The organism is Nostoc sp. DedQUE09, from assembly GCF_034530915.1.
In the GTDB taxonomy this organism is placed as follows: domain Bacteria; phylum Cyanobacteriota; class Cyanobacteriia; order Cyanobacteriales; family Nostocaceae; genus Nostoc.
The window spans coordinates 24,379-43,623 of record NZ_JAVRCE010000002.1; the positions used below are offsets into that span (position 1 = coordinate 24,379).

The window sequence follows — 19,245 nt, forward strand, 5'->3', positions numbered from 1 at the left end:
TCCGAGGTTAAAATTTCCATGTCTGTGCCGCTACTGCGCCTCAGCAATAACTTTGATACTTATATTAGTGGTGAGGTGACTATTCATCCAAGCGCGGTACTTGCACCTGGGGTAATCCTCCAAGCGGCTGTAAACAGCAAGATCGTCATTGGACCAGGGGTCTGTATTGGCATGGGAACAATTCTCCAAGTCCATGAAGGCACCTTAGAGGTAGAAGCAGGTGCAAATCTAGGAGCCGGTTTTTTGATGATTGGCAAAGGCAAAATTGGCGCAAATGCTTGTATTGGTTCAGCGACTACAGTTTTTAACTATTCGGTTGAACCTGGGCAAGTAGTACCGCCTGGTTCAATTTTAGGAGATACCAGTCGGCAGATTGACCTGACAAAGCAGCTAGAACCATCTACAAATAACCCAACTTCTACTACAAATACACCACCACCGAAGGAAGAGGAAAATGGCTCAGGTGGAGTTAAGGAAAAAGCAGTTTCCTCAACTAACTTCTCAGCTTCGGCTTTTGTAGATTTTAAGCAAAACAAGTCGATTTCTTACTTTAAATCTCCCGTCACTCCCGAAAATCAGTCCCCTCCCGTAGAGGAAGCGACTAATGATGCTGACTCCAAAGTGGAGTCAGCCGCCCAACCGTCTACAGAACATAACTTAGACCCCAGTCAGCCCGTCGCAGAATCCCCTAACGGTTTTGGGACTCAAATTTATGGACAAGGGAGTATAAGCAGACTGTTGACTACATTGTTTCCTCATAGACAATCCTTGAGCGACCCAAACTCTGACGATTAGTTCGAGTAAGTGTTAATTGTAAGTTGTCGGCTTTTTCCGTATTTTGGAGAATTCATCATGGAAACATACAATCAACGGCCTATTCGCACTATCCAAGGAGCGAGTAGTCAAGAAACCTTTCAGGATACTGCTTTGGGTTTAGTTTCTACCCGTAGTTTTCCGGCGATCGTTGGGACGGCGGATATGATGCTCAAATCAGCGGGAGTTCACCTGGTTGGGTATGAAAAAATTGGTGGTGGTCATTGTACTGCGATCATCCGTGGTGGAATTGCTGACGTGCGTCTAGCGGTAGAATCTGGCGTGCAAACAGCTGAACAGTTTGGTCAGTTAGTTTCTAGTTTGGTGATTCCCCGACCTTATCCCAACCTAGATATAGTGCTTCCCATCACAACTCGTTTCACTAAATTAATGCAAGAGGGCAATTCCAGCCGTCTGAGTAACCAAGCAATTGGTTTGGTCGAAACGCGAGGATTTCCCGCGATGGTAGGGGCGTGTGATGCCATGCTCAAAGCTGCTGATGTTCATTTAGCAGCTTATGAAAAAATTGGTGGGGGTTTGTGTACAGCTATTATTCGGGGTTCCGTAGCCAATGTGGCGGTAGCAGTGGAAGCGGGAATGTTTGAAGCAGAACGCATTGGGGAATTGAATGCAGTGATGGTAATTCCTCGACCGTTGGACGAAATGGAGTTAACCTTGCCATTAGCAAGCTGCTGGATAGAAGAACGCGAACCGTTAAACTTGCCAGTGAATATTAAAGAACAAGTTGCGGAACTTGAGGTATTAAGATTACCAGACTTAACCAAGTTACCTACAAAAGTTCAAGAAGAATTATGGAATGATGAATGATGATAGATGAATTTTGTCAAATTATCATTCAGCATTCATCGTTTAGATGGAAGGCATCTTACGCTTAAGCTATTCTGAATAATAGCTTTTTCAATCCATAAATAAAATACCTTTATTTTAATCTAAATGATAGAGTTTTATCTATGATAAAACTCGTAACTTTCTGTGAGCATCACTATATCATTTGCCAGTGTTCAGCAATACTAGTTTTATATCTATTAATCGCTATATATAGGAGAATCACCCTTGAACCAAGCGACGCTGCACCAGTTAAAGGTGTTTGAGGCGGCGGCACGGCACAGTAGCTTTACTCGTGCTGCTGAGGAATTGTTTCTCACCCAACCTACCGTTTCTATGCAGATCAAGCAACTCACAAAATCGGTAGGTTTACCATTATTTGAGCAAGTGGGGAAGCGATTGTATCTGACGGAAGCAGGACGGGAATTATTTGCTACTTGTCGGCAAATTTTTCACAATATAGCCCAGTATGAAATGAAGGTGGCAGATTTAAAAGGGCTAAAACAGGGGCAATTACGTTTGGCAGTAATTACAACAGCAAAATATTTTATCCCACGTTTGTTAGGGCCGTTTTGCGAACTTTATCCGGGGATTGATATCTCGCTGCAAGTAACAAATCACGAACAAATTTTGGAACGGATGAGTCAAAATCTGGATGACTTATACATTATGAGTCAAATTCCAGACACTATAGATGTGACTTGTGAACCATTTCTAGAAAACCCTTTGATAGTCTTTGCACCGGCTAATCATCCTTTATCCAAAGAAAAAAATATTCCTATACAACGCCTGTCTAACGAACCTTTTATTATGCGGGAACCAGGTTCAGGAACTCGTCGTGCCGTCCAAAAGCTATTTGAAGAAGAAGGGGTAGTAGTAAAAGTCAAGTTAGAATTGGGAAGTAATGAAGCGATTAAACAAGCGATCGCAGGTGGTTTAGGAATTTCTGTTCTATCCCGTCATACCTTACTATCAGACGCTCCAGAGTTTAGCATTTTAGACGTGCAACACTTTCCCATTCAGCGGCATTGGTACATGGTTTACCCATCTGGCAAGCAGCTGTCTATCGTCGCTCGTGCCTATTATGAGTATCTACTAGCTGCGGCAAAAAATATTGTTGAGCAAAAAGCTGATACTACTTTTAATACTCTTTAACCTGATAAGGTAAGCGTTCAGGGAGGATACGAAGTTAAGAGGGTTTGAGCGACTAAGTATTTAGGCATAAATAAATTTAAAGTTTGTAGTAAGGACTTTAGTCCTGATAATCCTTGCTCTGAGCGATAAATCGCTCACTACAAACTTGGAGTTTATTTTATATTTAATAATGTCTACCTACTTATTAAGCCCTAGAGTAGGAGGAAACAAGCTTAACTTATGTCACTAATTTGCCTGTAACTCTTATTTTCTCGTTATCGCCGTGAACAGCTACCTTGTTCACCTTCAAGTCAAGAACTGGCGTGCTTATATTACTCTATATTTAATGGTAAGTTTTTTCTTAGAGTAAATCTATGCCTGGTTTTGCCTACTGCTTAACCTTATCCCAATTCAATTAATGATTGCAACGCATCCTTGGGTAAATATGTGATTTATCGGGTCTCTACAGATAATTGTCAAATTCTTTTTTTTAAGTGGTATTACATCTACAATTTGTTAGATCAATTCTATCCTAGAGGATATTTTAAAACTTATTTGCGATCTATCCAATACTTCAATACATAGCACTCATGCTGGAGTTTTAAATATTAAAAAGTTTTTCTAAACCTTCTTGAGATGTCTTAGACTCGTTAAAAATAAATTCCTCTGGTCTTTTATAGGTTTGAAAAATATTCAGAATCCGGTCTAGAGATAATGGCTCCATAAAATCTGCTATCCTTTCGGTAGTTAGCATTTCGGTCTTATTAATGTAGTTACTAATCTTTGAAGGATGATTACTAATTCCAATATTAGGAACCCCTAATATGTCAGCAAGTATTATAGAGTGCAGACGATTTCCCAAGTGAAAATCCATTTTGCTAAGGATTTCAAGAAACTCCTCTGGTTTGTTCCGTGAATGAATCACACAATTTTGTTCGGGTAAATACTTTTTCAGAAATTTATGAAAGTTATTGTCGTTTTTCTCATCTCCTATATGTGCTGGTAGTAAATGAATGACTGAATTAAACTTCTCAACCAATGGCATTAACTGTTCTGCATAAAACTTGCCTCTACCTTCGCCCCACCAATATGTTCCAGAAAAAGATATATTATTTATATTATTGGATATTGATTTTTTCTTTAAATATTTTTCATAAATATTTAAATTTAAAAATGCTAGATCGCCACCCATACAAAAGGGTTTCTTGTATTTAATTTTTTGTTGAACTACTTGATACGAATCTTTGTCTCTAACATATAAAAAATCTGCATTTTCATATATCTGCGTTACGTTATCTTCTGCTTTGACACCTTCTAAACCTACGCCTATAAAGCAAAAACGCTTACCCATTAATTTTGATAAAAATTGAAGTCTGACTAAATATTTCGGTTTAATGCTGAGGTTTAAGCTACCTCCACCCCAAACGATATAGTCACTTTTTAAAATTAACCAAAGCCTGTGTAATCTAGTTAATTTATAAATGCTAAAAATTTGGATTTTACTGTCTGAATTATCATAATAATTCTTTTGACACATAACGAATACTTTTTCTACAACTTCTTGCGCTTTCCAAAAAGTTGTTAATTGCTTTACAAATATATCATCACCTACATTACCTTCACCATAATAGCCTATAAGGAAAATATTCATATTGATACAATTTTAAACGTTAGTAATTTATTATGACATCGCATTAGTCAAGCAAAATTAAAAATTTAAATTTTTAATGACCTAAAGGGGTTGACGGTTAGACCGAGAAGCATTGACAATTAACCAGCAGAGTTACTAGAAATAGGGGAAAACTGGCAGTGGTTAACCCGGAAATACCGTCTTGGCGCAAAACAGTACAAAGCGAGATTGTAGCTGTTACCGTGTATACTGACAGAGCATTGGTTACACGGCGTGGTGTAGTTGATTTAACAGGAATTGAACAGGAATTAGTAATTACCCCAGTGCCAATAACTCTAGAAACTGAGTCTGTCAGGGTTAGCGGTACAGGTAGGGTAGGGGTGCGCTTGGTAGGCATTAGTAGCGATCGCATCTATACTACTGAACCTGTAGCGGAGCGAGTAGCACATTTGACCAGGCAAATTCAGCAATTAGAAGCAGAAAAACGCCACCTCCAAGCTCAGGTGGATGCTTTAGCGTTGCAATCTAGTTTTATCGCTGGCTTACGTGAAAAAACAGAAGAACCCTTTTCACAGAGTTTGTCTCGGAAAAATCTCAGCCTCAGCGAGACTTTGGATTTCCTCAACTTCCTCGGAAGCCAGTATAGTGAGTATGCGATCGCATCTGGAGAGTGCAAAACCCAACAGCAGGAGTTAGACAAACAACTGCAAGCACTTTACACCTCATTGCAAATAATCCAAACACCCCATCCCAAAGAAAGTTTTAGCTTAGTTGTAGCAGTTGAAGTAGCGGGTGAAGGCGAATTTGAATTAGAGGTGTCTTACATCGTAAATCGCGCTAGCTGGAATCCGCTTTATGACTTACGGTTTAGCACTACCAGCGATATTGTCCATCTGAGTTACCTTGCAGAAATCACTCAAAGCACTGGCGAAGATTGGATAGGTGCAAATCTCACCCTTTCTACTGCTAAACCAGGATTAGGTACACTTCCACCTAAACTTGAACCTTGGTATATTGATGCGCCACGTCCCCAAATGTTACGACGATCTCGACTAGCTGCCCAGCCACCGCTGTTACCTACCATACCAGAACCACCTGCTGCTGCCAGAGCGGATTGGGAAGAACAAGACGAAGTTACACAGGATAGTCTTATCATCCCAGCAGAAACCGTTACAGCAGAAGTATCCAAAGAAGGTAGTGTAGTTAGCTTTAAACTGAATGGTGGTGGTAACATTCCCAGCGATGGCGCACCTCATAAAACTACTATTTTCAACGATGATTATCCTTGTAGCTTCGATTATGTAGCAATGCCGCGCTTAGTAAGTTTTGCTTATCTACAAGCTAATGTGAAAAATAATCCCAACGGTGCGACTTTGTTAGCAGGTAAAGCAAATATTTTCCGCGATAACGTTTTTGTCGGCACTACTGAGTTAGAAAATATTGCACCAGCACAAGAGTTTAAACTGAACTTAGGAATTGACGAAGGTTTAAAAATTGAGCGCGACTTAGTTGAACGTCTGGTAGATAAAAGATTAATTAGCAACCAGCGCCGGATTACTTATAGTTATCGGTTGATTGTTACTAACTTGCTAGAGAAAGAAGTAAATCTAAAATTAACTGAACAATTGCCAGTTAGCCGCAACGAGCAAATTAAAGTACGCCTCAGTCGCAGCAACCCACAAATTCAACTTGGTGAAATGGGAATTTTAGAATGGCTGTTAACTCTTCCACCTCAAGAGCGACGAGATATATATTACCAGTTTAATGTTGAATATCCACCCGACTTAATGGTAGTTGGGTTAGAAATTTAGGGAATCCCAAAAATTGAAGGAGGCAGAAAGAGCCAATCAGCTATAGGATTCGATTCCTTTTGATTTAGAGCCACTGACATAGCTAAGTCGAAGGAAGGTTATCAGGCTCAGAAACGTCTTATGCCCCCAATTTACTGGGGTTTTTTATGGCAATTAAGTTAAAAAACTCTTTAGACGCGCAGCGACGAGCTAAGAGACATCCGGTGTTGGCAAACTCGAATCACTTTGCCAGAATCCGCGATCGCTGATAAGTCAGTTTTATTAGTAGCATCAGTCTTTATTTGTCAAGTGGTGTTGACTGTTTGTAACGAAACTGTTATATTTAGTTACATAAGATAACAAAACAACAAAAAAAACTATGTATACCACCACTAACGAAGACGGCATTCTCAACAACTACGCAGCAGAACCCAAGATGTACTACGCTGAGTACCCTGCAATTTGGGAACAACGTAAATACGTTTTACAGAGTCTTTTTGCAACTTTAATCGTCACCGCTTTAGTTTTGGTTGGTTTTAGCGTTAGCTAAGATTTTTTGGTTTCAGTATCGCTGTATCTTATTGTCATTCATACTTCTCTGTGTCACCTCGGTTAGTTTCGCCGGGGTTTTTTGTGTTTTACATATCCTAAACGGCAGTAGTATCCTGATAAGTCAGTTTTATTATTAGCATCAGTCTTTATTTGTCAAGTGGTGTTGACTATTTGTAACGAAACTGTTATATTTAGTTACATAAGATAACAAAACAACAAAAAGAAAACTATGTATACCACGACTAATGAAGACGGCATTCTCAACAACTACGCAGCAGAACCCAAGATGTACTACGCTGAGTACCCTGCAATTTGGGAACAACGTAAATACGTTTTACAGAGTCTTTTTGCAACTTTAATCGTCACCGCTTTAGTTTTGGTTGGTTTTAGCGTTAGCTAAGATTTTAGATTTCAGTATCGCTGTATCTCATCGTTAATCTCAGTTCTCGACTTTACCTCGACTAATTTAGCCGAGGTTTTTTGTGTTTTATGCATTCTAAAGTGCGAGTAGTAGCGTTTTAAAATAACAGCGTTGCTCCTGACAACAAAGCACTGGTCAGCCATAAAATAAAGACAAATTAATAAAAGGAGGTGTTTATGACAACCCGACTCGGTGAAGCTAAATCTTTAAGACCCAAATGGCGGTTTGTTGGAATTTTACCAACTCGAAAATAGGCGCTACGAGTTAAAGCAACCTGATGAAACTGGTCGTCATTGGATTGATTCAATGGATTTATTTCTGGGAACTTGGCAAGGAACAAAAGAAGCCAGAACTGATTATTGGTTGTGCTGGTGGGATGAGGGAGGTAATTTGTTAATTTGGGCAGTAGAACAAATTGAACAGGAACGCCAGCAAAAAGAACGGCTAATTGCCTATTTACAATCTCAAGGTATCGATCCAAATAATTTGCCTTAGTATATATGCGTAGGTGTCCGCAGAATGAAACGAATTCTTCGCACCCAGGCGGTGGTGAGCGAGTGATTTAGAAAACCTGATTAGCCGTAATAGCTACAACCCTTATGCCTACGAAGAAGTGGGGCATTATGCAGAAATTCAATCACGGGTGAAAAAGCTAATTGCCGAGAAAAAAGCAAGAGAGAAAAAAAATAAGTTTTTGCTGAATCAAAAGCCAGAATTATTCGTCACTTAAACTATCAATTCCCTACTTAATTTCTCCTGGAGGATGATTTATGTCATCACAAATGCTGCGGTTGATAGCTTTGGGCAGTCTTGGCTTATCTTTGTGTCTGGGCAATTCGGCAGCAATGGCGCAATTTGATTCTAATGGCGATGGTGTAGTGGTACCAACAGTACCATCAGGCGGCACATCAGCACCAGTTCCAATAGACACATCAACAGGTGTACCATCTTCACCCTCAGCTGACGGTACAACTCGGTTTACCTGTCAGACTTATAATGGACAGTATACTGTCATGTACCAGCCACAAAGTCAACCAGGACAATTCTTTCCTTGGGCAGCGCCTGCGGCTTTGGGTGGTGGTTGGGACGCACAAAGGCGTTGTACAGCAATTGCCAGTCGCTTGGAACTTTATCGCCCAGATGGTTTACAAGAACTTCAGACATCCGTAGAGAATAATGAAAATATTGTCTGCGTCACAACTGAAGCTAATCCAAACTGTAGAATTGTGCTAACAGTCCCCAGTGGGAAAGATCCTGTTGTTATCCGCAATAGCATTTTTCAAAACTTGACTACTGCTGATAGCGGACAACAAACTATAGCCGTTAACACTTATGGCAATCGCAGTAGTGGAGGCAACGAATTATATAATTTAGGACGTACACTTCTAGGCGGTGGCAATAATCGGATTAGTTCATCTAGAGGTGGGATTAATTTGAAGCCTTTCCTCGATCGCAAAGATGGTGGTACTGGAAACAATTTACGTGGTGGAGTAGCAATTCGTCGTCAATCTCAGCCTAATGGCGCTCGTCTAAGCCCTGGTAAGTTCCGGTAAGCAAGAGTGGCTTTTAATACAAAATGACTTTCAAATAAAAAATATCCAACTACTTATTGTGAGGCGGGCATCTTGTCCGCCTCTTTTATGGGCGTAAAATTGCTGCCCTCCAGCCTTCTTCGAGAAGTCGGATATCTAAATCCAACTGTATATTAGACTTCTTGCAAAAGTCGGGGTAAAGGGGAAGGGGAAAAGGGTAAAGAAACTCAAAATCCTTTCCCTTTAACCTTTTTCCTTTTCCCTCTCTTGCAAAAATATATTTTTGCAAGAGGTCTATTAGACATCTTGCAAAAGTAACAAATGCCAAGATGTTGGGGTGGATGTTAAAGGGTAAGGGAAAATTTCATACCTTTACCCTTTTTCCCACTTCTGCAAGAAGTCTATTCTAAACGCAATTCAATGCCAAATATTTGTTCTTTTAACCTTTTGCTAGCAGTTTCTTAATATTGCTGAGATAACTTGAGGTTGCTGAATATGGATTAATACTAGTAAAATACGTAGCTTTTTTGACTACAAAATAGTTTTTATTAATAGTGATATTGCGATTGTCAATGTAACTTGATTATGTTTGCAAATTATTACTGAACATCAGCTTTTCAGGCGATTTTCAAACAACACAAAAGAAATTGAAGGAGACGTTATTAATGGCTTTGACACAAGGCGATATTGCTTTTATCTCTTTCAATGCCGATGAAGATGGCTGGTCTATGGGCAGCACCACTTCCAAAAATATTACGATTACCAACAATAACTCCAGTATTTTGCAGAAAGTTGGCAACTTCACCAGTACTAATGGAGCCGAAATATCTGCCTTTGATTCTGGAAGCGATCGCTTATTTGTCGTTGCTGGCAGCATAGTTGAAATTTATAATGTCAGCAATACAGGGACGCTAACCTCGGCTGGTTCTTTGACAACAGGATTTACTCCCCCCGCAGGGACACAAGCTATTCCCAACAGCGTTGCGGTGAAAAATGGTATTGTCGCAGTCGCCTACGCCGTCCAAAACACCAGCACAAACGCCCAACAGACAGGAAAGGTGAGTTTCTACAATGCCGCCAATGGCAACTTTTTGAACTCGGTGGCGGTGGGTGCATTACCCGATATGCTTACCTTTACGCCCGATGGCACGAAGGTATTAGTAGCAAATGAGGGAGAACCCAACAGCTACGGACAACCAAATTCGGTAGATCCTGAAGGTTCAGTCAGTATTATTAACATTGCTGGTGGCGTGGCGAATGCAACCGTTGCCCAAGCCTCATTTACAAGCTTCAATAGCCAAATCGCCACACTCAAAGCCGCAGGTGTACGGATTACTGGCCCCGGTTCGACGGTGGCACAAGACTTGGAGCCAGAATATATTGCTGTATCTCCAGACGGTCAAACTGCACGGATTACCTTACAAGAAAACAATGCGATCGCTATTCTGGATATTGCTAGCGCCACCATCACCAATATTTTGCCCCTTGGTGCAAAGAATTACAATCTCCCAAGTAACGGATTAGATGCTAGCGATCGGGATAGTGGCATTAATATTCAGAATTGGCCGGTGGTTGGGTTATATCAACCCGATGCGATCGCTAGTTTCACAGCCAACGGACAAACTTACTACATTACCGCCAACGAAGGAGATTCCCGCGATTATACTGGTTTTAGTGAGGAAATCCGAGTGGGCGCAGCCGGATATGCTTTAGATCCCACAGTTTTCCCCAATGCGGCTACCCTGAAGCAAAATACCAACCTGGGACGGTTGACAGTTACAAATGCCACAGGAGACTCTGACGGAGACGGAGATTTTGACCGCATCGAAGCATTTGGGGGGCGTTCCTTTTCGATTTGGGACGCAAGCGGTAATCAGATATTCGACAGTGGCGACCAATTTGAACAAATCACCGCAACCAAAGTACCAACTTTGTTTAACTCAGATGGTGCGGCTGATACATTTGACACCCGCAGCGATAATAAAGGGCCTGAACCCGAAGGCGTGGCGATCGGAGTCATCAACAACCGCACTTATGCTTTTATTGGTTTAGAACGCACTGGTGATGTCATCGTCTACGAGGTGACAAACCCTCAAGCCCCAACCTTTGTTCAATATATCAACACTCCAGAAGATACTGCGATCGAAGGATTAACCTTTGTCTCGGCGGCTGATAGTCCCACAGGCAAGCCTTTGTTAGTTACTACAGCCGAAGTCAGTAAGACAATTGCGGTGTTTGAAGTCACTCCATCCCTTCGGATTAGCGACATTCAGGGAACGGCACATATCTCATCCTTTAGAAATCAAACCGTCAGCAATGTAGCGGGAATTGTCACAGTGAAAGCAAGTAACGGTTTTTACTTGCAAGACCCTACTCCAGACGGCGATGATCGCACTTCCGAAGCCATTTTTGTTTTCACCTCATTAGCGCCAACCGTATCCGTCGGCGATTCCATATTAGTCAGTGGAACAGTTGCAGAGTTTCGTCCCGGCAACGATACCAATAATTTAACCAAAACACAAATCACCACTCCCACAATTGTTACCGTTTCCACTGGCAATGCCCTACCCGCTGCTACAATCCTTGGCAATGGTGGCAAAACTATTCCGACAACGGTAATCGATAACGACACGATCGCTAATATTGAAACTGGAACAACCACCTTCGATCCTGCACAGGATGGCATCGACTTCTATGAAAGCTTAGAAGGAATGCTGGTACAGGTGAATAATCCGATCACCACTTCACCCACTGCAAACTTTGGCACATCAGAAGAAATTTGGGTATTAGCAGACAATGGCGCAAATGCCACAGGGCGAACGGTTCGCGGTGGTAGCCTGATTAGTGCTTCAGACTTCAATCCTGAGCGAATTCAGATCGACGATCTGAATAATTCTTTAGTGTTACCTCAAGTTAATGTTGGTACGCAACTTAGTAATATTGTTGGTGTCGTTGACTACAGCTTTAACAACTATGAAGTTTTAGTATCGGCTGCTCCTACAGTAGTACAGAACAGTAACATTCAAAAAGAAGTCACTAACCTAACTCCCAGCACCAACCAACTGACGATCGCTACCTACAACGTCGAAAACCTCGATCCAGGTGACGAGCAAACCAAGTTTAATAACTTGGCTAATCGCATTGTTAATAATCTCAAATCACCAGATATCATTAGTCTCGAAGAAATTCAGGACAATAACGGTGTAACAAATGATAGCGTAGTTGATGCCAGCACTACCTTCCAAAAGTTAATTGATGCAGTTACTGCTGCTGGTGGCCCGACGTATCAATATCGCCAAATTAACCCAGTAGACGATACGAACGGCGGTGAACCTGGTGGAAATATCCGGGTAGGATTCTTGTTTAATCCTAATCGTGTCAACTTTATAGATCGTCCCGGTGGTAGTTCCACTACCAGCACCACAGTTACCAATGTCTCTGGTGTTCCTACAGTTTCTAATAGTCCTGGTTTAATCGACCCCACCAACTCCGCCTTTACTAGCAGTCGTAAGCCGTTAGTTGGTGAATTTACTTTCAACGGTGAAACTGTTTATGTAATTGGCAACCACTTTAATTCTAAAGGTGGCGACCAACCATTATTTGGGCCGAATCAACCACCAACTCTCAGCAGTGAAACCCAGCGCCAGCAACAAGCTACCCTGGTGAAGAACTTTGTCAGCAATATTTTAGCGATCGCCCCCAATGCCAATGTAGTAGTAGCAGGTGACTTAAATGACTTTGAGTTTTCCAACCCTGTCAACACACTAGAAAGCGCTGGACTGACTTCTTTAATTGAAACTTTGCCGCAAAATGAGCGTTACACGTATAACTTTCAAGGTAATGCTCAAACCCTTGACCACGTTTTAGTTAGTAACAACTTGCTCAACAAGCTGGATGGGTATGATGTAGTTCACATCAATTCAGAGTTTGCCGATCAGGATAGCGATCATGACCCTAGCGTGGCTCGGTTTAATCTCCCTAAAAATAATGCTCCCACGGTAGTACAACCAATTGACGACCAAATCATTTCTACTAATAAAGCTTTTTCTTTCAATATCAGCAACAAATTTGCTGATGTAGATCCAGGTGACACCCTGACTTACAGTGCTACAGGTTTACCCACAGGTTCTAGTATCGTTGCCAACACAGGTGTGATATCCGGCACTATCTCCCAAATCGGCATTTTTGCAGTCAGAGTTACCGCTGCTGATGGTAAAGGCGGTAATGTTAGCGATACCTTTGACCTGACTGTTGCCAATAACAAGGCGACATCTGGCAACGATATCATTTTTGTCAGCGAACTTACTGGTTTGAACAAATACATAGTCAATGCTCTCGTTGGGAGCGATCGCGTCATCGGCACTAATACCAGTGAATTAATCGACGGAGGAATAGGCAATGATTACCTGGATGGCAAGGGAAGCATAGATGTACTCCTTGGTGGCGATGGCAATGACACAATCTTAGGTGGACTTGGCAGTGACGCACTTTCTGGGAGCAATGGCAATGACCGCCTGATTGGTTGGGGCGGTGGCACAAACGAAATTGACCTCCTCAACGGCGAACAAGGTGTAGATACTTACGTTTTAGGTGATGCCACTTCAGCTTTCTATACCAGTTCTCGCAACAATGATTATGCCGATATTCTCAACTTTCAAGCAAGCGATCGGATTCAACTTCAGGGAGTTGCTAACAATTACTCGCTAGGGTCAGTGAGATCGGCTGTAGGCATTTTCACCAACAATGGAACGGAATTAATTGCTGTTGTGGAAAACGGGTTAAACCGCAATACAAATTTGGCAACAGATACTCGTTTCGTCTTTATTTAACGCAGATTTAATCGAACTCCGGTTTCTCTGTGTACTCTGCGCCTCTGCGGTTCCCTATTTCTAATTTTCAAAACAGTCTCATGTCTAGAATCTATCTCAGAATTAAACATGGTAACTACTAATACAATTCGCTTTTCTCAATTCAACGCTTCTTTGAATCGTAATGCCAACGGTCAGTTAGTCAGCGATTTGTCTACCCCTGGCAATGCTCAAGCAAAGGCAGTTGCAGAAATTATCCAGCGTAATAACCCGGATGTATTGCTAATTAACGAGTTTGACTATTCGCCGGAGGCAGTTCAACTATTCCGGCAAAATTACCTAGCCGTCAGCCAGAATGGTACAACACCCGTTGACTACCCTTACTTCTACATCGCTCCTTCCAACACGGGTATTGCCTCTAGGTTTGACTTAAACAACAACGGCGCAGTAGTGACAACCCCAGGCGCAACCGGATACGGCGATGATGCTTTTGGATTCGGGAATTTCCCTGGTCAATATGGGATGTTGCTATTGTCCAAATATCCCATTGATACTGCCAACATTCGCACCTTCCAAAATTTTCTGTGGAAGGATATGCCCAATGCTTTGCTTCCTGACGATCCAACAACACCACAGCCAAATGATTGGTATTCTCAGGAGGAATTGGCAGTTCTACGCCTTTCTTCTAAAAGTCACTGGGATATACCCATCCAGGTAAACGGTGAGATAATTCACATCCTCGCTAGCCACCCCACACCTCCAACCTTTGATGGCACGGAAGATCGCAACGGTAAGCGCAACCACGACGAGATCCGCTTTTGGGCAGACTATATTACCCCTGGTAATGGTAATTACATTTATGATGATAAGGGTAAAACTGGCGGTATTGCTGCTGGATCGAGCTTTGTGATTGTGGGCGATCAAAATGCAGATCCGTTGGATGGTGATAGTTTTGACAACGCTATTCGCCAACTGTTGCAAAATCCTAATATCAATACTAATATCATCCCTACCAGCCTGGGTGCGCGCCAACAAGCAGACTTACAAGCTGGTGCAAACACTAGCCAAAAGGGTAATCCTAGCTTTGACACCGCAGACTTTGCTGATAACACTCCCGGAAACCTGCGGACTGACTATGTGCTGCCCTCAGCTAACCTGAAAATTGCCAACTCAGGAGTATTTTGGCCTCTGAATACTGATTCAACGTTTCCTTTGGTAGGTACTTTTCCCTTCCCTAGTTCTGACCATCGCTTAGTATTTACAGATGTGCAAACTGGGCCAAATGAACCAGGTAAAACCATTCCTCGTGCAGGATTCCTGGAACAAACTACCTTTGCTACTGGCTTTATTCCTGCTGGCGTTGCGGGAACTGTGAATGGGGTACAGACTCCGGTGGGCGGATTATCTGGTATCACTTACGATGCTGTTAACAACCGCTATTACGCCATCTCAGACGATCGCTCCCAAGTTGCCCCTGCCCGCTTTTATACCTTTACTGCCGCTGATTCCGGGGTGAATTTTACCAATGTCACCACCCTGAAAGATACAAATGGCAACTTTTTTGCAACCAACAGCCTTGACCCAGAAGGTATCGCTTTAACCAACAATGGTACAGTCTTTATCTCTTCCGAGGGTGAAGTTAATCCTGGTGCTGGTCGCGTTAGCAATCCTTTTATTAAAGAGTTTTCACTAGCTACAGGGCAAGAAATAGGCTCGCTATTTGTCCCCAAGAAATTCCTACCAGTAGTTGAAGATACCAACAGCAACGGTATTATCGATGCAGGTGACACGCAGACATCAGGTGTTTACAATAATTTAGCTTTTGAAAGCCTCACCATCACACCTGACCAGAAAACCCTATTCACCGCCACTGAAAACGCGCTTTCCCAAGATGGATTAAGGGCTTCGCTCAGTAGTGGCAGCCCTTCCCGAATTCTGCAATACAATCTGGTTAGCGGACAACCAGAAAAAGAATATCTTTATATTACGGATGCGATCGCCCAAGCACCCAACCCTAGTACAGGCTCGGCTGACAATGGCTTGACAGATTTACTTGCGATCGATAATCGTGGCACATTACTGGCCTTAGAACGTTCCTTTGCCCAAGGTGTAGGCAACACCATCAAAATCTATGAAGTTTCTTTGCAAGGTGCAACTGACATTAGTTTCTACGATTCTCTCAACAATCTGAGTGCTGAACAACTAGCAGCTATTAAACCTGCTCAAAAGCGCTTACTGTTGAATTTAAATGACTTAAACTTGCCTAACGGTACAGATAACATTGAGGGTATTACCTTTGGCCCAAAACTAGCAGATGGTAGCCAGTCGATTGTGCTGGTAAGTGATAATAACTTCAATCAAAGCCAATTTACCCAAATCCTCACTTTGGATGCAGACTTAGTTCCAACTGCTGCACCCAAACTAGAAACTCGTCCCGATTTATTGGACGATGAAACCCTACCAGTGGATCAACGTGCCGATGCTGACGATCCTGCAATCTATGTGAACGCCACAAACTCTGCCGATAGCCTAGTATTAACCTCAGTTAAAAATGCTGGATTGCGGGTTTATGATTTGTCTGGTAATTTGTTGCAAACAGTTAATCCCAGTGGCATTCGCTACAACAATATTGACTTGCAATACGGTTTTAAATTAGGCAATCAATCAGTTGATATTGCAGTAGCTAGCGATCGCAACAATGATAAACTAGCAATTTTCAAAATTAACCCCAACACCCCCGGACAATACCTGGAAGAGATCACTGATAGCAGTATTGCTACTCTCTTCCAAGCAGCACCTTTTGCAGAACCTTATTCTGCATCAACTCGCAGTTCTTACGGGCTTACCTTATACCGAAGCCCCATCACCAATGATTACTATGTTTTTACCAATCGCCGAGAAACCGGAGATGTGGCTCAGTTTAAACTGATTGACAAAGGTAATGGCAAAATTGGGGCTGAACGGGTGCGGGAGTTCACCATACCGACAATTGAGGGTCGCGATCCTCAAACTGAGGGTATGGTGGTAGACCAGGAAACTGGCTTCCTCTACATTGGACAAGAAAATGTAGGTATCTGGAAGTTCCAAGCAGAACCAAACGGAGGCACAACTGGTAAGTTAATTGATAAAGTCAGAGATTTGGGGGGTACTTATCTCACAGATGACGTAGAAGGACTGACCATTTATTACGGCAAAAATGGCACAGGCTACTTATTAGCATCTAGTCAAGGTGACAATACTTTTGTTGCCTACACCCGTGAAGGCAACAACGAATATGTGGGTAACTTTGCCGTTGGTAATAATGGCCCAATTGACAGCGTACAAGAGTCAGATGGTGCTGATGTAATTAACGTGCCATTGGGGCCTAACTTCCCATTTGGTTTATTTGTCACTCAAGATGGCTCTAATGAACCTGCCAAAATAGTTAGTGATGAAGGTGAAGAAGAAAACATTAGTTCTAACTTTAAGCTGGTACCTTGGGAAAATATTGCCAATGCCTTCCCCAATACTCTCAATATCGACACCACTAGTTACGATCCACGAAATCCTGTAGCTCAACCCAAGCTGACTATTTATGAATTTGAAAACCTACCAAAGTTAGGTACGACCTCTGAGAATCAAGATATTTTCTTAGGTGGTTTTTCTGGGTTATATTTCCAAGGGTTTGCAGCAAATGGCAACCTGAAATTTGTCACCAATACAGACCGTGGCCCCAATGGAGAACCTGATGGTGTTAAAAGACCATTTTTATTACCTGACTTCCAGCCAGAAATAGTTAACTTTGAACTCAACCGCACCACAGGCGAAATCACCATTACCAACAGAACAGGACTATTCCGCCAAGATGGAACGACCCCATTAACAGGATTGCCTAATTTGCAAGCTGTAGGAAACGGTTTAGCCTACACAGATGAAATTGCCGTTGACTTAGACAACAATGTTTTAGCTAACGATCCTTTGGGTGCTGACTTAGAAGGAATTGTAATTGCGGAAAATGGAGATTACTGGTTGGTAGATGAGTACCGTCCGGCAATTTACCACTTTGACACTAATGGAAAATTGATTGACCGCTTTATTCCTCAAGGAACCGCTACTGCACCCAACCCAGATCAATCTGCTGAAACTTTTGGCACTGAGGTATTGCCAGCAGTTTATGCCCAACGCCGGAATAACCGAGGATTTGAAGCTGTAGCACTCGAAGGTAATAAATTATATGCCTTTATTCAGAGTCCAATTGATAATCCAGATGTTGCCAATGATGCGACATCCAAAGCTTCTCTCAATCTGCGAATTCTGGAGTTTAATATTGTCAGCAAGCAGGTAACAGGAGAGTATTTATATCGCCTAGAAGGTCTACCAGGAACCGATAAGATTGGCGATGCAGTATCCTTGGGTAACGGCAAGTTTGCAGTAGTTGAACGAGATGACAATGGTACATCTGCTGGCAATAAACTAATTTATCAAATTGATTTAGCTGGGGCGACCAACATCAACAACTCTGCTAACTTTACTTTGCCAACTGGTAAAACTATTGAGCAACTGACCTCTACGGAGTTAGCTACTGCCAATATTACCCCTGTCAGCAAGAGTTTGATTGCTAATGCTGCTCAGTTGGGTTATACCGGGGTGGAAAAATTAGAAGGTCTAGCATTAGTAGCACCCAATACTCTAGCCTTACTTAACGATAACGACTTCAACATTACGGGTAATACGGCTGCTGAGAAACTTGGCATTCTTGAACTACCCAATAATCTTACAACTGTACAGCCTACTTTCCCGAATGGTTTTGGTTCTAACAACAGCGATACTGTCAATCTTGAGCCAGGACAATTCTTTAGTGCAGGTGATGGAGCAGATTTTGTAGAAGGTACTCAAGGTAACACAATTGAGGCTGGAAACGGTGATGACATAGTGCTTGCAGGTAGCGACTCTTCAGTTTTTGGGAATAATGGTAGCGATCGCATATTTATTGGTCAAAATGGCCCGGCTCAAAATACCAGTGCTGATGGTGGCAGTGGTGATGATGTTATTACCGTAGTAGAAGCCAGTGGTAGTAATAATTTGTTTGGAGCGGCAGGTGATGATACTCTCACGGTAATTGAAGATTTTCGTCAATCATTATTCGGTGGCTTAGGTAACGACACCCTCAGGAGTAATGGTAGCTATAACCGTCTCTACGGTGGGTCTGGAGATGACAAACTCTTCTCTAATGTCAATGACTCCCTGTTTGGTGGCGCTGGTGATGATGTACTATTTGCTGGTCAACAGGGTAGCAATAGCCTCAGTGGTGGTACTGGTGCTGACCAATTCTGGATTGCTAACGCCAGTCTGGCAACTAGCAAAAATATTGTTACTGACTTTGCGATCGGCATTGATCAAATCGGGCTGGGCGGTATTGGTGTAACTCAGTTTAGTAGATTAACACTGTTACAACAGGGCAGTGATACTTTAGTGAAAACAGGAAATGCTGAGTTGATTTCATTAGTTGGAATTACATCAACTAGCCTCACAGCAAATGATTTTACTTTCTCAGCTAGTGTAGTTTAGCCTGTTGGCATAGCCTAATTGTTACAGCTTCATTACATAGCCAAAGTTAATGAAGCTGTACTGATTATTTATTGTGGATTCATATAAAAATTAGAGATTTTCATCTTACTAAGGATAGATAATATCAGGCTTTTAAAACAATTTTTTATGTTATCAAAAATATCCAGCAAGT

10 protein-coding genes and 1 pseudogene are annotated in these 19,245 nt (G+C 42.1%); 10 read left to right on the forward strand and 1 reads right to left on the reverse strand.

Going from position 1 to position 19,245, the window contains the following annotated elements:
• The first annotated feature begins 18 nt into the window (after positions 1–18).
• The 3 genes from RMY27_RS01540 to RMY27_RS01550 all read left to right on the forward strand — a co-directional run bounded on the left by RMY27_RS01540 (position 19) and on the right by RMY27_RS01550 (position 2,814).
• Complete coding sequence (locus RMY27_RS01540) at positions 19–795, forward strand: transferase (protein ID WP_322659848.1); 777 nt, start codon at positions 19–21, stop codon at positions 793–795.
• Positions 796–852: 57 nt separating this feature from the next.
• A complete protein-coding gene (locus RMY27_RS01545) occupies positions 853–1,641 on the forward strand; it encodes a BMC domain-containing protein (RefSeq protein WP_322659850.1) in 789 nt (262 codons plus the stop codon).
• Between the two features lie 246 nt (positions 1,642–1,887).
• Positions 1,888–2,814, forward strand: coding sequence for a LysR family transcriptional regulator (locus RMY27_RS01550; RefSeq protein WP_322659852.1), 927 nt, complete (start codon positions 1,888–1,890; stop codon positions 2,812–2,814).
• 580 nt (positions 2,815–3,394) lie between these two features.
• Here the strand turns inward: RMY27_RS01550 and RMY27_RS01555 are convergent.
• On the reverse strand, positions 3,395–4,444 hold the full coding sequence (locus RMY27_RS01555; protein ID WP_322659854.1) for a polysaccharide pyruvyl transferase family protein: 1,050 nt from the start codon (positions 4,442–4,444) through the stop codon (positions 3,395–3,397).
• A gap of 158 nt (positions 4,445–4,602) precedes the next feature.
• On the opposite strand from RMY27_RS01555, the gene RMY27_RS01560 reads away from it, so the two are divergent.
• From RMY27_RS01560 to RMY27_RS01590, 7 genes and pseudogenes are all read left to right on the forward strand, one after another.
• Entirely contained in the window at positions 4,603–6,234 is a 1,632-nt protein-coding gene (locus RMY27_RS01560; RefSeq protein ID WP_322659856.1) for a mucoidy inhibitor MuiA family protein, read from the forward strand.
• 358 nt (positions 6,235–6,592) lie between these two features.
• Entirely contained in the window at positions 6,593–6,763 is a 171-nt protein-coding gene (gene psb34 / locus RMY27_RS01565; protein WP_292736552.1) for a photosystem II assembly protein Psb34, read from the forward strand.
• A gap of 231 nt (positions 6,764–6,994) precedes the next feature.
• The gene (psb34, locus tag RMY27_RS01570) at positions 6,995–7,165 is read left to right on the forward strand and encodes a photosystem II assembly protein Psb34 (RefSeq protein WP_292736552.1); all 171 of its coding nucleotides are present in this window, start codon (positions 6,995–6,997) and stop codon (positions 7,163–7,165) included.
• 231 nt (positions 7,166–7,396) lie between these two features.
• Positions 7,397–7,681, forward strand: a pseudogene (locus RMY27_RS01575) (hypothetical protein); the annotation flags it as partial.
• A gap of 275 nt (positions 7,682–7,956) precedes the next feature.
• On the forward strand, positions 7,957–8,739 hold the full coding sequence (locus tag RMY27_RS01580; protein ID WP_322659858.1) for a COP23 domain-containing protein: 783 nt from the start codon (positions 7,957–7,959) through the stop codon (positions 8,737–8,739).
• Between the two features lie 644 nt (positions 8,740–9,383).
• Positions 9,384–13,547, forward strand: coding sequence for a choice-of-anchor I family protein (locus tag RMY27_RS01585; protein WP_322659860.1), 4,164 nt, complete (start codon positions 9,384–9,386; stop codon positions 13,545–13,547).
• Between the two features lie 108 nt (positions 13,548–13,655).
• Positions 13,656–19,073 carry a phytase gene (locus tag RMY27_RS01590; protein WP_322659863.1) on the forward strand — a complete coding sequence of 1,806 codons (5,418 nt, stop codon included), beginning with the start codon at positions 13,656–13,658 and terminating at the stop codon, positions 19,071–19,073.
• Positions 19,074–19,245: the final 172 nt, after the last annotated feature.

Bases quoted from the DNA above. Each gene is read 5' to 3' on its own strand.
- psb34 (WP_292736552.1), top strand. From the start codon at position 6,995: ATGTATACCACGACTAATGAAGACGGCATTCTCAACAACTACGCAGCA.
- RMY27_RS01590 (WP_322659863.1), top strand. From the start codon at position 13,656: ATGGTAACTACTAATACAATTCGCTTTTCTCAATTCAACGCTTCTTTG.
- RMY27_RS01555 (WP_322659854.1), bottom strand. From the start codon at position 4,444: ATGAATATTTTCCTTATAGGCTATTATGGTGAAGGTAATGTAGGTGAT.
- psb34 (WP_292736552.1), top strand. From the start codon at position 6,593: ATGTATACCACCACTAACGAAGACGGCATTCTCAACAACTACGCAGCA.
- RMY27_RS01545 (WP_322659850.1), top strand. From the start codon at position 853: ATGGAAACATACAATCAACGGCCTATTCGCACTATCCAAGGAGCGAGT.
- RMY27_RS01580 (WP_322659858.1), top strand. From the start codon at position 7,957: ATGTCATCACAAATGCTGCGGTTGATAGCTTTGGGCAGTCTTGGCTTA.
- RMY27_RS01540 (WP_322659848.1), top strand. From the start codon at position 19: ATGTCTGTGCCGCTACTGCGCCTCAGCAATAACTTTGATACTTATATT.
- RMY27_RS01585 (WP_322659860.1), top strand. From the start codon at position 9,384: ATGGCTTTGACACAAGGCGATATTGCTTTTATCTCTTTCAATGCCGAT.